This window comes from Bradyrhizobium sp., assembly GCF_022844465.1.
GTDB lineage: Bacteria > Pseudomonadota > Alphaproteobacteria > Rhizobiales > Xanthobacteraceae > Bradyrhizobium.
The window spans coordinates 107,780-124,527 of record NZ_JALHLP010000013.1 but is presented as its reverse complement, the minus strand read 5'-3'; the positions used below and the strand labels follow the sequence as shown (position 1 = coordinate 124,527).

Sequence of the window (16,748 nt, the reverse complement as noted above, 5' to 3'; positions counted from 1 at the left end):
TACACCATCGTGCCCAATGTCTCTGGCAAAGGCAATCGCGGCATACGTGACGAGGCTCACCTCTCCGATGTGTTTCGCAACGTCATGATCATCGTGGTTGCCGCGGAGGAGATCGTGCGCCGCATCGTGGAACAATCCCAGCCGCTTCTCGAAAACTACGCCGGGATCGTGGTGGTTTCCGACGTCGAGGTCATTCGTGACGAGCATTTCTAACCACGCCGGGACGGCCATATACTTTTCTCTTTACCGTCCGCGTGCTTGTTAGGCAGCTGAATTACGTTGCTGCGTTTCTTCATAACCGGCGTGAACAAATCACGCTTTACGGGAAAAGCAACCAATTCTCATGGGTGTCGATAAGGTATGCCATTAGGACCGCGCGTATCAGATTAGGTCGGCAGCGTACGGTTTGCGGCAAGCACCTCTCCGGCGAGATAGAGCGAGCCGGTAATGAGGATTCGGGGGGCCGGATCGAGGCCAAGCGCGGAGATGGTGGCAAGCGCGTCCCCGACACTGTCGCTGGTCTCGGCCGGGATGCCGATGCGGCGGGCGACTTGTGCGATCTCCTCGGACGGCAGAGCCGCGTCTTGCTGGATCGGCACCGCGATGACACGGCAGATGCGCACGGCGAAGTTCATGAGAAAGCCTTCGCAATCCTTGTTCGCGAGCATGCCGACGATGAGTATGAGCGGCCGCGGACCGCGCTTCTCAAGATCGGCAAGCGCGCCGACGACCGCACGGCCGCAGTCTGGATTGTGGCCGCCGTCGAGCCACAGCTCGCTGCCTTGCGGCGCCAGTTCCACCAGCCGGCCGTGAGCGAGACGCTGCATGCGCGCTGGCCATTCGACCTTGGCGACGCCTTGCTCGAAGGCCGCGTGCGGAATCTGCAGTTCAGGGATGCAGCGCAAGGTGGCGATTGCGGTACCCGCGTTGTCGAACTGGTGACGGCCAGACAGACGAGGCGCCGGCAGGTCGATGAGCCCGTGCTCGTCCCGGAAAACCATGCGGCCGCGCTCGGGCGTCACGACCCAGTGCTTGCCAGCTATCCGAAGCGGCGCGCACATGCGCGCGGCCTGCCGCTCGATCACCGTGAGCGCCTCCCGCGACTGCGGCGCCGTTATCGCCAGCACATTGGGCTTGAGGATACCCGCCTTCTCGGCCGCGATCAGCTCGATGGTATTGCCGAGAAAGTCCTGATGGTCGAGCGAGATTGGAGTGATCACGCTCGCAAGCAAGCGTTCGATCACGTTGGTAGCGTCGAGCCGGCCACCCAGGCCGACCTCGAGCAGCAGCACATCGGCGGGATGGCGCGCGAACAGCAGGAAAGCCGCGGCGGTGGTAATCTCGAAGAACGTGATTGGATCGCCGGCATTCAACCGCTCGCAGGTCGCAAGTGCATCCGCGAGTTCGTCGTCCTCGACCAGCGCGCCGCCGCCCGGTCGCGCAAGACGGATGCGCTCGTTGAAGCGCACGAGGTGGGGCGAGGTGTAGACGTGCACGCCGCGCCCGGCCGCTTCCACGATCGCGCGGAGAAAGGCGACGGTCGAACCCTTGCCATTGGTGCCAGCGACGTGGATCACCGGCGGCAAGCGTCGCTCGGGATGGCCAAGCCTGTCGAGAATGCGCCACATGCGGTCGAGCGAGAGATCGATCCGCTTGGGATGGAGCGCGAGCAGGCGCGCAAGAATAGCGTCGACTTGGACCATTATGCTTCGCCAATTTCTGTCCTGCTCAGGAAGATACAGATTTGGTGGTTGGACCGGGGCTCCCAAGCTCGCCTTTGCCGAAATCACAACCCGAGGGGCCGCTTTGCGGGTACGAGCCTGTTGCGCGTGATTATCAGAGGTAGCATCGTCGCGGCACGGTTACCATTTAGAGTCCCACTCGGGGAGTAACCCCTCCGACTTCAGTCGGATACCGGCTTCAGCCCGAGACTCGCTCGATAGCCTGTAACCTCGGGAAAGTGAGACCGCCTGAAGGGCGTGAAGTCTCACTTTCCCGAGGTTACAGGCTATGGGCTACAAGAGCGGTTGTCACACGACATTCCATCATCGCTACCATCTCGTCTGGGCGCCGAAGTACCGGTTCAAGGTCCTGCACGGTGAGGTTCGCCTGCGGGTGCGCGAGATCATCCGGCAGGTGTGCGACGAGATGGGCGTGACCATCATCCATGGCGCTCTGTCACGTGATCACGTTCACATGTTCGTCGAAGTCCCTCCGCACGTCTCGGTCAGCGATTTCGTGCGCCGGGCCAAGGGCCGCTCATCGCGCAAGATCCAGCAGGAGTTCGAGCACATCCGCAAACGCTACTGGGGCCAGCGATTCTGGCAGAGAGGCTACTTCTCCACCACCTCCGGTAACATCACCGACGACATCATCATGCGCTATCTCGACCGCCACACCCACAAAAACGGCTTCAGCCCCTCCGCCTGATCCTACCGGCGTCAGCCGGTCAGTCATTCAGATCGCGTACATCAAGTTCAGTAAGGACGCGACCGAGTGGCCTGTCATGCAAGCCCCAGGGGACGGCACGAGACCGCGCAGACAGCTGGGCACCTCGATTTACCGGTGTTTTTGGCCTGAACTGACAGCGGTGGCCGGCGCGGCGTAGCGAGCTTGGCAAATGGAATTTCTGGGCGGCGTTTCGGCGCATTCGCGGCTGGTTGGGAGCCCCGACCTGGAGCGCAGCGCGCTTCCGCACGGCCGGAACACTACGACGTCTTCTCGAAAGACACGGCTGACCGTCCGCGACACACGCGGAGCGATATTTTATGCGCCCTTAAGGTCTCACCGCATCGCTCCTGGCCCGCCTCGATCCATGGCTTGGCTGACGCACCACCTTCGGTGCCGCCTTCGTCGCGCTCGGGGCGATTAAGTCCTGAAATTCTATGCGTTTGTGGGCTGCACGATCATCGTAGTGGAAACGCGGGGAATCTCGCAATTCCGGTTGTTTCGTGGAGCAGTAGGCTGCAATTTCATAGCGCTCCAGCGGAAACGTAGTTATCAGTTTCATCCACGCTGGGGCGGCGGTTCCTGGGAGGGTGATCGGATGCGCATGCGTACGGCATCGCGTCGCAGGGTTAGCGGTCGTAGCCTAGCGTAGGTGGCGCACCCGACAGGATTCGAACCTGTGACCTCTATCTTCGGAGCGCCACAGCTTTTTGAGAGATGGGTGCGTCGATCACCAGGCCAGACACCTTTCTATTTGCACGCCACAGTATCCTGCTGTCCGACATCTGAATTTCCTCCCTTCCCTTTCGGAGCCTATCGCGCTCATTTCCTCCAGAGGATGAGTTGAGGAGACGATGATGGCTCACCGAAATGACATTCCAATCAAGCGGACCATCCGTCGACAGCAACTCCGCGAAGTGGTGCCGCTCGCCGATAGCACCATCTACGAGATGGAACAGCGCGGAGAGTTTCCCCGACGCTTCGCTCTCTCACCGCGTTGCGTCGTATGGGATCTGGCGGAGGTCGAAGCCTGGTTGGCCTCGCGCCGATCAACTCCAATTGTCCGCGCGCAATCACCCGATGTCAGGCAACGGCGGTCGCGCCCTGTTCGAGAGCCGGGTCTGGCTCGAACAGCGGCATCGAAGGCGGGATGAGTACCGGCATGCGCTTCTTGCCTTCGGCCCAGGCGTCGATGATGTCCGACCATTCCTGCATCATGTGGCGACGCTGCACTTCGTACTCCGCCTTGTTGTAAACGCCGCGTGACGACCGGCCATCTTCGTGCGCCAAGCACTTCTCGATCCAGTCGCTGTTGAAGCCCAGCTCGTTGAGCAGCGTGGAGCCTGTTCTTCGCAGATCGTGAACTGTAAAAGGCTCAAGCGGCAGCCCCTCCTTCTTCGCTTGCTCGACGACCGCGTAGGTGACGCGATTGAACGTCGCCCGCGACATCGGCGCATCCGCGTCATAGCGCGAAGGCAAAAGGTACTTTGAATTCCCGGCGCAGGTCTTGAGCGCGATCATGATGTCGAGGATCTGGCGCGACAGGTAGACGTTATGCGCCTTCGAGCGCTTCATCCGCTCCTTCGGGATCGTCCAAACAGCGTTCTCGAAATCGACCTCGTCCCACGTGGCGTCCTGAAGTTCGCTCTTGCGAACCATGGTCTGCAAGTAGAGGCGCATGCCCAGCCTGATGGTCGGTAGCGTCGCCACCTTTTCGAGCAACTTGAGCATGACCCTGATCTCGGTCGGCGAGAGCGATCGATCTTTTGGTACGAATGTCGCGATCGAAGCCGGCCCCACATCGTCAGCTGGGTTGGCGACCTTCTCGCCGTGCAGAATCGCGAAGCCGTAGATCTGCTTGAGAATGTCGCGGACGTGGATCGCCGTCGCCGGCGCACCGCGATCGACGATGGCGCCGCAATGGGCCCGCAAGTCGTCCGGCGTGATCTCTTTCAGAAGCCTGTTCCGCCATACGGGTAGCAGCTCACGCTCGAAGATCGATCGGCGCATCGCGCGCGTGCTGTCCGCCATCGGCGCCGCAGTCAGCCATTTCTCGCCGAACTCGCCAAAGCTCTTCGCTTCCAGGAGCCGGCGCTTCTCCCGCTGCTTTTCAATCGCCGGCGACCGCCCCTCGGCAATGGCCCGCTTGGCGTCGATGCACAGTTCTCGAGCCCGAGCAAGCGACAGGCCGGTCGGATCGTATTTGCCGAACGTGACGGTCTCGCGCCGTCCATTCATCCGGTAATCCAGCCGAAACGTGAGGGTCCCCGACGGCTTTACGAGCACATACATGCCGTCCCGGTCCGTCACCTTATAAATTTTCTCTTTTGGTTTCAAATGTTTAAGGGCTGCATCCGTCAGCATGTGGGTCGCCTCCACGAAAAAAGACCGTCAGGCCATTTTCGGGCACCGTTTGAACAAAATCTCTTTCTCTTACAACCTATTAGACAGAAAAAAAGACCGTCAAAGGCGCTCAGGCCTTGACGGTATCGGACGAAATCCGCTTTCGCAAGAGAGAAGCATACCGTCAGCGAGTACGTCAGCCGCCATCTCTGCCGGCCGATAGTCCCTGAACGGCACTGAGTGATTTTCTTTTTCATTTCAGAGAGTTATGTCGTATTTTCGGATACTATCGGATACCCTGGGATGGGCGAAAATCATTCCCACTCGATCGTCCCCGGCGGCTTGCTCGTCACGTCGTACACCACCCTATTCACCCCCTTCACCTCGTTGATGATCCGCGTCGCGGTCTCGCCCAAAAACTTCATCTCGAAGGGATAGAAGTCGGCGGTCATGCCGTCGGTGGAGGTCACCGCGCGCAGGCCGACGACGTATTCGTAGGTTCGGCCGTCGCCCATCACGCCGACGGTCTTGACCGGCAGCAGCACCGCGAAGGCCTGCCAGATCTGGTCGTACAATCCCGCTTTGCGGATCTGGTCGATATAGACGGCGTCGGCCTGGCGCAGGATGTCGAGCTTCTCTTTCGTGATGTCGCCGGGGCAGCGGATGGCGAGGCCGGGGCCGGGAAAGGGATGACGGCCGACGAAGATTTCCGGCAGGCCCAGCTCGCGCCCGAGCACGCGGACCTCGTCCTTGAACAGTTCGCGCAAGGGCTCGACCAGCTTCATCTTCATGCGATCGGGCAGACCGCCGACATTGTGGTGCGACTTGATGGTCACCGAGGGGCCGCCGGTAAACGAGACACTTTCGATCACGTCAGGATAGAGCGTGCCTTGCGCCAGAAAATCCGCGCCGCCGATCTTCTTCGCTTCGGCGTCGAACACGTCGATGAACAGGCGGCCGATGGTCTTGCGCTTGGTTTCGGGGTCGGTGACCCCTGCGAGCTCGCCCAAGAACTGCTTTGACGCGTCAACATGCACCAGCGGGATGTTGTAGTGATGCCGGAACAGCTCGACGACGGTTTTGGCCTCGTCGAGCCGCAGCATGCCGTGATCGACGAAGACGCAGGTGAGCTGGTCGCCGACCGCTTCGTGGATCAGCACCGCGGCGACGGCGGAATCGACGCCACCGGAGAGGCCGCAGATCACCCTGCCCTTACCGACCTGGGCGCGGATCTTCTCGATCGCCTCTTCTCGAAAGGCGCGCATGGTCCAGTCGCCGGTCAGGCCTGCGACCTTGCGGACGAAATTACGGATCAGTTTGGCGCCATCAGGCGTATGCACGACTTCGGGGTGGAACATCAGGCCGTAATACCGGCGCTTCTCGTCCTGGATCACCGCGAACGGCGCATTCGCGCTGACGCCGGCGACGCTGAAGCCGGGCGGCATTTTGGTGATGCGGTCGCCATGGCTCATCCAGACCGGATGCTTCTCGCCGATCGACCAGGTGGACTCGAACAGCGCGCTCGCCGCCCTGACCTCGACATCGGCGCGGCCGAACTCCCTGTGGTGCCCGCCTTCCACTTCGCCGCCGAGCTGGGCGGCCATGGTCATCTGGCCGTAGCAGATGCCGAGCACGGGAACGCCGGAATCGAAGATCAGCTGCGGCGCGCGCGGCGAGCCGGCTTCATGCACGGACTCAGGGCCGCCGGAGAGGATCACCGCCTTCGGCTTCATCTCCCGGAAAGCGGCCTCCGCCTTCTGGAACGGCACGATCTCGGAATAGACGCCCTCCTCGCGCACCCGGCGCGCGATCAGTTGCGTCACCTGGCTGCCGAAATCGACAATCAGAATCTTGTCATGCGCCGAGGCCACCGAAATGGCCGGGGCCGCCGAGGCGGCGTGGTCTTGGGTTTGCTGTGAGGCTGTCATGGACAGCAATTACGCGACCGGGCGCGGCCTCGCAACCGCGGCCAGCGGCCGGCCCACATGCTTTGTGGAGGCGTGGACAAACGAGGGTTAGGTAAGTATTATTAACCTAATTTGATCAGAGGCAGAATCAGCGGAAGCTCGCCGCAAGGCCGACGACCTGCGCGTCGATGCCGTTGAAGCCGTGATGGCCTCGGGCCTGACAGAATCGTAGGGTGGGCAGAGCGAAGTGTGCCCACCATTTGCGATCAATGTGTCGATAGATGGTGGGCACGGCGCGAAGTGCGCCTTTGCCCACCCTACCCCATCTACCCACCCTACGCATTCGCGCTCAACGTCAGCACCGCAACGAAAAAACCGTCGGTGCCCGTGCGCCGCGGGGTCATCAGCCAGCCCTCGGCTGACTTCAGCGCGGCTTTTTCAAATTCTTCCGCTCTGTCCCACAGTACGGCGGCGGTCTGGTGCGGCGGCACGATCGAAAACTCCGGGTGGCGCGCGATGAACGCGCGAACCTGGTTGCCGTTTTCCGGCGGCAGCACCGAACAGGTCACATAGGCGATGCGGCCGCCCGGCTTGACCAGGGCTGCCGCGCGATCAAGCACTTCGACCTGGTCCTTCAACCGAACCTCGAGCGCGCCGGGGCGCATCCGCCATTTGGCGTCGGGGTTGCGCCGCCAGGTGCCGGTGCCGGTGCAGGGCGCGTCGATCAGCACCAGATCGGCCGACGCCCTGATGTCGGCGAGCGGGTCGGCCTCGCCCCTGGGCGCGCGCACCTCGGCGTTGTGGACGCCGGCGCGCGACAGCCGCTCATAGATCGGCGCCAGCTGGCGCTTGTCGTGGTCGGTCGCGATCAGCCTTCCCTTGCCCTGCATCATCGCCGCCAGCGCCAGGGTCTTGCCGCCGGCCCCCGCGCAGAGATCGACCACCTGCTCGCCGGGCTTTGCGGCCGACAGCAGCGCCGCCAATTGCGAGCCCTCGTCCTGCACCTCGATCGCGCCCTTGATGAAATCCTCCTCGGCGTGAATGCCGGGGTTGCGGGCGTCGGCGCCAAGCTCGATGCGCAGCCCGATCGGCGACCACGGCGTCGGCGTGGCGCCGAGATGCGACAGCCGCGGCAGAACCTTTTCGCGGCTGGCCTTCAGCGTGTTGACCCGCAGATCGAGCGGCGCGCGGCTTGCCATCGCGGTCGCCTCGGCCACGCGGTCGTCGCCGAACACGGCGGCGAGCGGCGCGTCCAGCCATTCCGGGTAGTCGCCGGCGATGTGGGCCGGTGCATCATCGAGCGTGCGCGAGGTCAGCGCCGCGCGCTCGGCCGCGCTGAGCGGCTCCGGCGCAAATCGCTCGCCGTGGCACAAATTCGCGATCGCATCGGTGTCGAGCCTGCGCTCGAGCCGGAGCATGCCGAGCACCCGCGCCCGCGCGGTGTCCGCATCCATCAGCCACGCACTCGAGGCGCGCCGCCGCAGCACGTCCCACACCAGGCCTGCGATCGCCGCGCGGTCGCCCGAGCCAGCAAAGCGATGCGCGGTGCCCCACTCCTTCAGCGCCTTGGCCGCGGGAACGCGCTGCGCGTCGATGGCCTCGATCAGCTCGATGGCTGCGGACAGCCGGGCGGCGGGGGTCATACCGGACCTTCAAAACGGGAAGCTAGATCAGGAGCAACATCCTGAGCGCGAAGTAGATCCACATCGCCAGCAGCACCAGCACGCCGGCGAACCATGCCAGCCCGCGCTGCTGGACGTTGTTGGTGGTGACGAAGATCCCGGCGTGCACGAAGCGCGTCACCACGAACACCCAGGACATCAGCACGATGAAGAGATCGGCGTGGCGCAGCGGCAGCGCCAGCGCGATCAGGACGTAGAACAGGACCGGTATCTCGAACTGGTTGCTGAAGCAATTGCCGATCTGGGTCACCCGTTCCGGCCACGCCGACTGGCCGAGCGCGATGTCCTTGAGGCGGGTCTGCCGCCCGCGCAGCGCCTGCGTCCGCGCCTGCGCCATCCACAGCAGCAGGAAGAAGGCAAGCCCGACCAGGACGAACACCGGCAGCAACACCATTTGAACCGACATTGCGAATCTCCCCCGAAAGAATTGCGCTGTACCCCAAGCTCTTAGCGGTGGACGCGCCGCCTGACAAATCGGCCAGCGCGGCCCCGCAGGCCGCGCTTTGAACCGCAAGCCCGGGGGAATGCGGCGGATCGGCTGGTCCGGCACATTTGCTTTGACGGCCACAACCGGCGCTTTACTGTTCCCCCGAAGGCCCCGCGGGAGGAAAGCAACCGTGCGATTTCGCGATCAGGACATCGTTTTCGCCGGTGGCGCCAGGGGGCAGAACTTCGAAATCCCGACCGCCAACCCGCTCAACTATTTTCACGTCATCAGCCGGCCAGCCGAGCTTCCCAAGCTCACCATCGACGGCAAGCTGTTCCTGCCGCATGACGAGCGGCGCAAGCTTTGCGGAAAATGGCCGCTTGTCATGGTGGTGCCGGGCAGCCTCGGCGTGGCGCCCTCGCATCTGGCACACGCTGAAACGCTGGTGGGCGACGGCTTTGCCGCCTTCGTGCTCGACAGCTTTGGCGCGCGCGACGTGACCTCGACCGTCGCCAACCAGACCCAGTTCTCGTTTGCCGCCAGCGCCTATGACGTGCTGGCGGCGTGGCAGGTGCTCGCCGCGCATCCTGATATCGACGTGTCCCGGATCGGCGCGCAGGGCCACAGCCGCGGCGGCTCGGCGGTGCTGACGGCGGCGACGCGCCGCTTCGCCGACGCGGTTGTCGGCGACGGCGCGGGCTTCCGGAGCATGCTCGCGGCCTATCCCTGGAGCGGCCACCAGTTCCTCGACCCCTCGGTCGACCAGACCGAAATCCGCGTCATCATGGGCGACGCTGACGAATGGTGCTCGCCGATGCAGGTGCAGGGCCATTGCCAGGCCATCCGGCTCGCCGGCGGCAAGGTCACGATGCGGCTGATCGGCGGCGCGCAGCACAGTTTCGATCGCGGCACCGCGGTCGAGAACGTCGCCGACGCCGCGGTGTCGCCGGCCGCGCCGACGGTTTATATCGGCCATGACGGCGCCTTCATCCACCCGCTCGCCGATGCCGCGGACGCCAAGCTTGTCGACCGCGACCTGATGATCTACGCGCTGAAAGCCGGCTACGGCCGCAAGGGCGCCAGGATCGGCAGCCGCGACGGCGAGGCCGAGCTGTTTCGCGCGGACATGCTGGCGTTCTGGCGGCGAACGCTGGGGTGAGATTCACGCTACTCGTCATACTCCGCGAAGGCGGAGTATCCAGTACGCCGCGGCTTCTCGATCCTATCGACAATCCTCTGGAATACTGGATCGCCCGCCGGAGCCTGTCATCGGGCTCGCCAAGACGAGACCCGGTGGCGGGCGATGACAGCCATGGGATTTGTCACCATTTCGACGCCTGACAGACGGTATGATCGGACCTGAAGGGACCACCGCATGAGCGAATTTCGCCTGACGCAGATTTCCGACACGCACCTCACCCGCCGCCTGCAAAAACTCACCGACAATTTTCACGCCGTCAGCGCGCATATCGACGCGACGCGGCCCGATCTCGTGGTCAACAGCGGGGACCTCGCCTTTGACGCGCCGACCAGCCGCGACGATCTGGTGTTTGCGAAGGAACTGCACGACGCCCTGCCCGCGCCGTGCCGTCATCTGCCCGGCAATCACGATATTGGCGACAACCCGACGGCGGTTGGTCCTGCACCGAAGCAGCCCGCGACCGAGCAGGAGCGGCAGAACTATCTTGCCGTAATCGGCGAGGACCGCTGGCGCTTCGACGCCGCCGGCTGGTGTTTTATCGGGCTGAACTCGCTGATCATGAACACCGGGATATCAAGCGAGGCCGAGCAGTTCGACTGGCTCGCCTCCGAACTCGCAGGCGTCAACGGCAAGCCGGTCGCGCTGTTCCTGCACAAGCCGCTGTTTCTCGATACGCCCGATGATCCCGAGACCGAGGCAACCGCGATCCGCTACGTGCCGCAGCCGCGGCGGAAACACCTGATCGAGATGTTTGCGGCGGTCGATCTGAGGCTGGTGGCAAGCGGCCACGTCCACCAGCGCCGCGATTTCAGCTTTGGCCGCACCCGCCATGTCTGGGCGCCCTCCGCCGGCTTCGTGCTTCCCCACGAAAAGCAGGAAGTGATCGGGATCAAGGAGGTCGGGCTGGTGGAGTATCGTTTTGCGCCCGACCGTTTCGAAGTCCGCCACGTCAGGCCGCCCGGCCTGACCGACATCTGGCTGAACGAGCTGCTCGGCAAGCCGGCGTGATGCTTCAGGCCGCGTAGTATCCGCCGTCGACCACATGCGACGCGCCGGTCATGAACGAGGCCTTGTCCGAGCACATCCAAGCCACGGCTTCGGCGATCTCGGAGGGAACGCCCATCCGCCGCATCGGAACTTTCGCCAGGATTTCCGCGCCGCGCTCCTCGATCGTCTCCTTTGTCATCGGCGTCGCGACGTAGCCGGGATTGACGCAGTTCACGCGGATGCCGTCCTGGGCGTATTCGATCGCCGCGCTCTTGGTCAGCCCGACCACGCCGTGCTTGGCGGCGACGTAATGCGCCGAGGTGGCGAGTCCGATCAAGCCTGCGATCGAGGCGGTGTTGACGATCGCGCCGCCGCCGCCTTGCGCCAGCATCTGCGCGATCTCGTGCTTGAGGCAGAGAAACACGCCGGTCAGGTTCACCGCCAGCATGCGATCGAACGCTTCCTGGCTGAGTTCGTGCGTGCGCTGGCCCACCGGGCCGATGGCGCGTCCGGCGATGCCGGCATTGTTGAAGGCGCAATCGATCCGCCCGAAGGCGGAAACCGTGCGCGCCACCATGGCCGCCACGTCGGCCTCGCGCGTGACGTCGCCGCCGAGGGCGATGGCCTGGCCGCCGGCCGCGTTGATCAGCGCGACCGTCGCCGCGGCGTCGGCCTCGGCGCGGTCGGCCACCGCCACCCGCGCCCCCTCCCGCGCCATCACCACCGCGGCGGCCTGCCCGATCCCGGATGCGCCGCCGGTCACCAGCGCCACCTTGCCGTCAAGAATGCCCGCCATGTTCATCTTCTCCGAGATGTTGCGACCGCTTACGCCTTGTCGGGCCCGACCCGCACCAGCTGCTTGCCGAAATTGGCGCCCTTGAGCAGGCCCATGAAGGCGGCCGGCGCGCTGTCGAGGCCTTCGGTGACGAACTCGCGGTGCTTGACTTTGCCCTCGCGCACCCAGCCCGACATGTCGCGCAGGAAGTCGGCGTGACGCGCGGCGAAGTCGCTGACGATGAAGCCGCGGATGGTCAGGCGCTTGGTCAAGACGTTGCGCATCAGCGCACCGGCCCATTTCGGGCTGGTGCCGCCGAAATTGTTGTATTCCGAAATCAGCCCGCAGACCGGCATCCGCGCAAACGCGTTCAGGAGCGGGAACACCGCCTCGAACACCGCGCCGCCGACATTCTCGAAATAGACGTCGATGCCCTTGGGGCAGGCGTCCTTCAGCTTCGCCGCCAAATCGGGATCGCGGTGATCGAGGCAGTCATCGAAGCCGAGCTCCTTTTTCACATAGTCGCACTTCGCCTTGCCGCCGGCGATGCCGACCGCGCGCGCCCCCTTGATCTTCGCGATCTGGCCGACGGCCGAGCCGACCGCGCCGGAGGCCGCGGCGACGACGACGGTCTCGCCCGCCTGCGGCTTGCCGATGTCGAGCAGGCCGGTATAGGCGGTCATGCCGGGCATGCCGAGCACGCCGACCGCGGTCGAGATCGGCGCCAGCTTCGGATCGATCTTGGCCAGCCCCTTGCCGTCGGAGATCGCATGGGTCTGCCAGCCGGCGCGCGACAGCACGATGTCGCCCCTGGCAAAGCCCGGATTGTTCGAGGCGATCACCTCGCTGACGGTGCCACCCTCCATCACGCCGCCAACCGGCACCGGCTGGGCGTAGGACGGCCCTTCGCTCATGCGTCCGCGCATGTAGGGATCGAGCGACAGCCAGATGGTGCGCAACAGCACCTCGCCCGCCCCCGGGGTCGGAACCGGGCATTCCTCGAGGCGGAAATCGGATGGCTTGGGTTCGCCGACAGGGCGCGCGGCGAGGACGATGCGTTTGCCAGATGCGGACATAGGGGGTTCCTCCGGTTGTTATTGTTCTTTCGTCATTGCGAGCGTAGCGAAGCAATCGACAGCTCCGCAAGCTGTGAAATGGATTGCTTCGTCGCTAACGCTCCTCGCAATGACGGTGGCGAATGGCGCCTCCTCAAACGCCGTCATTCCGGGATGGTCCGAAGGACCAGACCCGGAATCTCCAGATTCCGGGTTCGCTTCGCGCCCCGGAATGACGGCGTATGGTGGATCACACCCCGCCCGGATAGTTCGGGCTTTCGCGGGTAATCGTCACGTCGTGGACGTGGCTTTCGCGCAGGCCCGCGCCGGTGATGCGGACGAACTGCGCCTTTTCGTGGAATTCGGCGAGGTTGCGCGCGCCGACATAGCCCATCGCGGCGCGCAGGCCGCCGGCGAGCTGGTGCATGACATTGCCGACCGGCCCCTTGTACGGCACCTGGCCCTCGATGCCCTCGGGCACCAGCTTGAGCGTGTCCTTGATGTCCTGCTGGAAGTAGCGGTCGGCCGAGCCGCGCGCCATCGCGCCGACCGAGCCCATGCCGCGATAGGCCTTGTAGGATCGGCCCTGCCACAGAAACACCTCGCCCGGCGTCTCGTCGGTGCCGGCGAGCAGCGAGCCGACCATGGCGATGTCGGCGCCGGCGGCGAGCGCCTTGGCCAGATCGCCGGAATATTTGATGCCGCCGTCCGCGATCACAGGCACGTCGACTTTCTTTGCGGCTTCCACCGCGTCCATGATGGCGGTGAGCTGCGGCACGCCGACGCCGGCGACGATGCGCGTGGTGCAGATCGAGCCCGGACCGATGCCGACCTTGATCGCATCCGCACCGGCATCGATCAGCGCCTGCGCGCCCTCGCGGGTGGCGATGTTGCCGGCGATCACCTGGACGGCGTTGGAAAGCCGCTTGATGCGGTTGACCGCTTCCAGCACGCGCGAGGAATGACCGTGCGCGGTATCGACCACGATCACGTCGACGCCGGCGTCGATCAGCTTTTCGGTGCGCTCATGGCCGCCCTCGCCGACGGTGGTCGCGGCCGCCACGCGCAGCCGGCCCTGCGAATCCTTGCAGGCGAGCGGATGGGCGACCGCCTTCTCCATGTCCTTAACGGTGATCAGGCCGACGCAGCGATACTGGTCGTCGACCACCAGGAGCTTCTCGATGCGGTGCTTGTGCAGCATCCGCTTGGCCTCGTCCTGGCTGACGCCCTCGCGCACCGTGACCAGGCTTTCATGCGTCATCAGCTCCGACACTTTTTGCGTGGGATCGGTCGCAAAGCGAACGTCGCGGTTGGTGAGAATGCCGACCAGCTTGCCGGGCGAAGTCTTGCCGGCGCCGGTGACGACGGGGATGCCGGAGAAGCCGTGATCGTTCATCAGCGTCAGCGCGTCGGACAGCATCGCATCGGGGCCGATGGTCAGCGGATTGACCACCATGCCCGATTCATACTTCTTGACCTGGCGCACCTGGGCGGCCTGCCCGTCGGGATCGAAATTACGGTGGATGACGCCGATGCCTCCGGCCTGCGCCATCGCGATCGCCATCCGCGCTTCGGTGACGGTGTCCATCGCGGAGGCGATGATCGGGATGTTCAGCGGAATGGCGCGGGTGACGCGGGAACGGATATCGGCCTCCGAGGGCAGGATATCCGACAGACCGGGTTTCAGCAGCACGTCGTCGAACGTGTAGGCTTCACGGATGCCCTGAAGTCCCTGCGCCATTGCCAACTCCTTTCGGCGGCGGCCCGCCGCGATCATGACCTGGGATGAACGCCGCCTCCGGCGATGCTACCGGCATCGCCGTCGAATCGAAGCCCATCGGTGGGGTTGACGGCGGTCGATAGCATGTCGAGAGGGCGAATCAAAGCGGTTGCCTGCCATGCGCGGGCTTTTGGCGGAGAAGCCCGATCAATCAAGGGCCTTAGCGCTGATATCCGGGCGGCGGGCCATGCCGGCGGATCGCCTCCACCACCTCCCGGTGGCGGCGGTCCTCCCGCCTCATATGGACGGCGATCAGCGCATGCGCGGAGGGCACCAGCAGCAGCACGGGGAAAATCAGCCCGAACAGCAGGCAGAGCACGATCAGCACCACGTTGAAGATCGCCGAGAACGGCTGCCCGTTCAGCAGCAACCCGAGCGGCGGCAACAGGGCAGCAAGGACATAGATCATCGGTTCAAACCTCCAGCGGCCGGCGCGACACATGCCAGCGTCACGCTGGATTTAGGTGGTTTGCCGGCTTCCGCAATGGTCAGTGTGACGCAGGGATGATACAGGCCGGTCGCCCGCGTTCCGCTCGAATAGCTGACCTTGCCCTGGTATCGATGACCAAAGAACGCCTGATCCCGCTCATCGTCGCCACCGCCCTGTTCATGGAGAACATGGACTCGACGGTCATTGCCACCTCGCTGCCGGCGATCGCGGCCGACATCGGCACCAGCCCGTTGACGCTGAAGCTTGCGATCACGTCGTATCTGATTTCGCTCGCGGTATTCATTCCGGCCAGCGGCTGGACCGCCGACCGCTTCGGCGCGCGCATGGTGTTCTCGATCGCCATCGCCGTCTTCATGGTGGGGTCGATCGGCTGCGCGCTCTCGCAGAACGTGACCCATTTCGTGATCGCCCGCATTTTGCAGGGCATGGGGGGCGCGATGATGACGCCGGTCGGCCGGCTGGTGCTGCTGCGCTCGATCGACAAGAGCGCTCTCGTCAACGCCATGACCTGGGTGACGGTGCCGGCCCTGATCGGCCCGGTGATCGGGCCGCCGCTCGGCGGCTTCCTGACCACCTATTTCTCCTGGCACTGGATCTTCCTGATCAACATCCCGATCGGGCTGCTCGGCATTTTCCTGGCGATGAAATACATCGACCCGATCAAGAGCGAGACTCCCGAGCGCTTCGATCTCTACGGGCTGGTGCTGGCGGGAATTGGCCTGGCCGGCATCGCCTTCGGCTTGTCGGTCGCCGGCCTCAACCTGCTCCCCTGGCCGATCGTCGCCGGCCTGGTCGCGGTCGGCACCATCTCGATGACGCTGTATGTCATGCATGCCCGCCGAACCGGCTCGCCGGTGTTGGACTTCTCGCTGATGCGGCTTTCCACCATGCGCGCCAGCATTTTCGGCGGTTTCCTGTTCCGGCTCGGCATCGGCGCGCTGCCGTTCCTGCTGCCGCTGCTGATGCAGGCGGGCTTCGGCCTGTCGCCGTTCCAGTCGGGCCTGATCACGTTTTCCTCCGCCGTCGGCGCCATGGGCATGAAGACGCTGGCGGCGCGCATCATCCGCGCCTTTGGATTCCGCTACATGATGACCGTCAACGCCATCATCAGCGCAGTCTTCCTCGCGGCCTGCGCGCTGTTCACGGTGACGACGCCGCTGTCGCTGATCTTCATCATCCTGGTGGTCGGCGGCTTCTTCCGCTCGCTGCAGTTCACCGCGATCAACACCGTCGCCTATGCCGAAGTCGAGCCGGCGCAGATGAGCCGCGCCACCACGCTGGTCAGCGTCAACCAGCAACTGGCGCTTTCGGCCGGTGTTGCCGTCGGCGCGTTCTCGGTGGAATCGACCATGCTCTATCAGCACGTCACCGAACTGGACGCCGGAGTGTTCGCGCCGGCCTTCGTCGTGGTCGCGCTCATCTCGGCGGTGTCGGCCTGGTTCTTCTGGCAGATGCCCGACGACGCCGGTCATGAAATCTCGGGGCGCAAGGCGGTGGAGATCGCCAGCCGCAAGGGTGCGGCGACGGCGGCGACCAAGGCCGCCAGCGAGGGCACCGACGACGCGCGGGACCAGCGGCTGGGCTAACGAAGCAACAACACTTTCCGCGTCATTGCGAGGAGCAAAGCGACGAAGCAATCCATGGTTCCCCGCGCAGAGGATGGATTGCTTCGCTTCGCTCGCAATGACGGCG

General features: G+C 64.4%; 14 protein-coding genes and 2 pseudogenes. 6 read left to right on the top strand and 10 right to left on the bottom strand.

Features of this window, described 5'->3' with window-relative positions:
- A pseudogene (locus Q0D31_RS18340) lies at nt 1-213 on the top strand (hypothetical protein); the annotation flags it as partial.
- Nucleotides 214-386: 173 nt separating this feature from the next.
- Here the strand turns inward: Q0D31_RS18340 and Q0D31_RS18335 are convergent.
- Nucleotides 387-1,703, bottom strand: coding sequence for a folylpolyglutamate synthase/dihydrofolate synthase family protein (locus tag Q0D31_RS18335; protein ID WP_291854101.1), 1,317 nt, complete (start codon nt 1,701-1,703; stop codon nt 387-389).
- Nucleotides 1,704-2,010: 307 nt separating this feature from the next.
- Between Q0D31_RS18335 and tnpA the strand changes: the two genes are divergently transcribed.
- Both tnpA and Q0D31_RS18325 read left to right on the top strand, forming a co-directional pair.
- Nucleotides 2,011-2,430 (top strand): IS200/IS605 family transposase, encoded by a 420-nt coding sequence (tnpA, locus tag Q0D31_RS18330; protein ID WP_291854099.1) that lies wholly within the window; start codon nt 2,011-2,013, stop codon nt 2,428-2,430.
- Nucleotides 2,431-3,305: 875 nt separating this feature from the next.
- Nucleotides 3,306-3,602 carry an AlpA family phage regulatory protein gene (locus tag Q0D31_RS18325; RefSeq protein WP_291854097.1) on the top strand — a complete coding sequence of 99 codons (297 nt, stop codon included), beginning with the start codon at nt 3,306-3,308 and terminating at the stop codon, nt 3,600-3,602.
- On the opposite strand, the gene Q0D31_RS18320 is transcribed toward Q0D31_RS18325, so the two are convergent.
- The 5 genes and pseudogenes from Q0D31_RS18320 to Q0D31_RS18305 all read right to left on the bottom strand — a co-directional run bounded on the left by Q0D31_RS18320 (nt 3,532) and on the right by Q0D31_RS18305 (nt 8,786).
- Nucleotides 3,532-4,812, bottom strand: a complete 1,281-nt coding sequence (locus Q0D31_RS18320; RefSeq protein ID WP_291854095.1) for a tyrosine-type recombinase/integrase — start codon at nt 4,810-4,812, stop codon at nt 3,532-3,534. The two genes, Q0D31_RS18325 and Q0D31_RS18320, sit on opposite strands and share 71 nt — an antisense overlap.
- Before the next feature lie 293 nt (nt 4,813-5,105).
- Complete coding sequence (gene guaA, locus Q0D31_RS18315) at nt 5,106-6,719, bottom strand: glutamine-hydrolyzing GMP synthase (RefSeq protein ID WP_291854093.1); 1,614 nt, start codon at nt 6,717-6,719, stop codon at nt 5,106-5,108.
- A 127-nt stretch (nt 6,720-6,846) separates the two neighbouring features.
- Nucleotides 6,847-6,921 (bottom strand): annotated as a pseudogene (locus Q0D31_RS24010) (alpha/beta hydrolase); the annotation flags it as partial.
- Between the two features lie 112 nt (nt 6,922-7,033).
- Nucleotides 7,034-8,341 carry an RsmB/NOP family class I SAM-dependent RNA methyltransferase gene (locus tag Q0D31_RS18310; RefSeq protein WP_291854091.1) on the bottom strand — a complete coding sequence of 436 codons (1,308 nt, stop codon included), beginning with the start codon at nt 8,339-8,341 and terminating at the stop codon, nt 7,034-7,036.
- A 22-nt stretch (nt 8,342-8,363) separates the two neighbouring features.
- A complete protein-coding gene (locus Q0D31_RS18305) occupies nt 8,364-8,786 on the bottom strand; it encodes an MAPEG family protein (RefSeq protein ID WP_291854089.1) in 423 nt (140 codons plus the stop codon).
- A gap of 211 nt (nt 8,787-8,997) precedes the next feature.
- On the opposite strand from Q0D31_RS18305, the gene Q0D31_RS18300 reads away from it, so the two are divergent.
- The gene (locus Q0D31_RS18300) at nt 8,998-9,966 is read left to right on the top strand and encodes a dienelactone hydrolase family protein (RefSeq protein ID WP_291854087.1); all 969 of its coding nucleotides are present in this window, start codon (nt 8,998-9,000) and stop codon (nt 9,964-9,966) included.
- A gap of 216 nt (nt 9,967-10,182) precedes the next feature.
- On the top strand, nt 10,183-11,016 hold the full coding sequence (locus Q0D31_RS18295) for a metallophosphoesterase (RefSeq protein ID WP_291854085.1): 834 nt from the start codon (nt 10,183-10,185) through the stop codon (nt 11,014-11,016).
- Nucleotides 11,017-11,020: 4 nt separating this feature from the next.
- Here the strand turns inward: Q0D31_RS18295 and Q0D31_RS18290 are convergent, their stop codons facing one another.
- The 4 genes from Q0D31_RS18290 to Q0D31_RS18275 form a co-directional block, all read right to left on the bottom strand.
- Nucleotides 11,021-11,791 (bottom strand): glucose 1-dehydrogenase, encoded by a 771-nt coding sequence (locus Q0D31_RS18290; protein WP_291854083.1) that lies wholly within the window; start codon nt 11,789-11,791, stop codon nt 11,021-11,023.
- Nucleotides 11,792-11,820: 29 nt separating this feature from the next.
- Nucleotides 11,821-12,846, bottom strand: a complete 1,026-nt coding sequence (locus tag Q0D31_RS18285) for an NADP-dependent oxidoreductase (protein ID WP_291854081.1) — start codon at nt 12,844-12,846, stop codon at nt 11,821-11,823.
- A 229-nt stretch (nt 12,847-13,075) separates the two neighbouring features.
- A complete protein-coding gene (gene guaB, locus Q0D31_RS18280) occupies nt 13,076-14,566 on the bottom strand; it encodes an IMP dehydrogenase (RefSeq protein WP_291854079.1) in 1,491 nt (496 codons plus the stop codon).
- A gap of 199 nt (nt 14,567-14,765) precedes the next feature.
- A complete protein-coding gene (locus tag Q0D31_RS18275) occupies nt 14,766-15,014 on the bottom strand; it encodes a hypothetical protein (protein WP_291854077.1) in 249 nt (82 codons plus the stop codon).
- 152 nt (nt 15,015-15,166) lie between these two features.
- Between Q0D31_RS18275 and Q0D31_RS18270 the strand changes: the two genes are divergently transcribed.
- On the top strand, nt 15,167-16,642 hold the full coding sequence (locus Q0D31_RS18270) for an MFS transporter (protein WP_291854074.1): 1,476 nt from the start codon (nt 15,167-15,169) through the stop codon (nt 16,640-16,642).
- Nucleotides 16,643-16,748 lie beyond the last annotated feature (106 nt).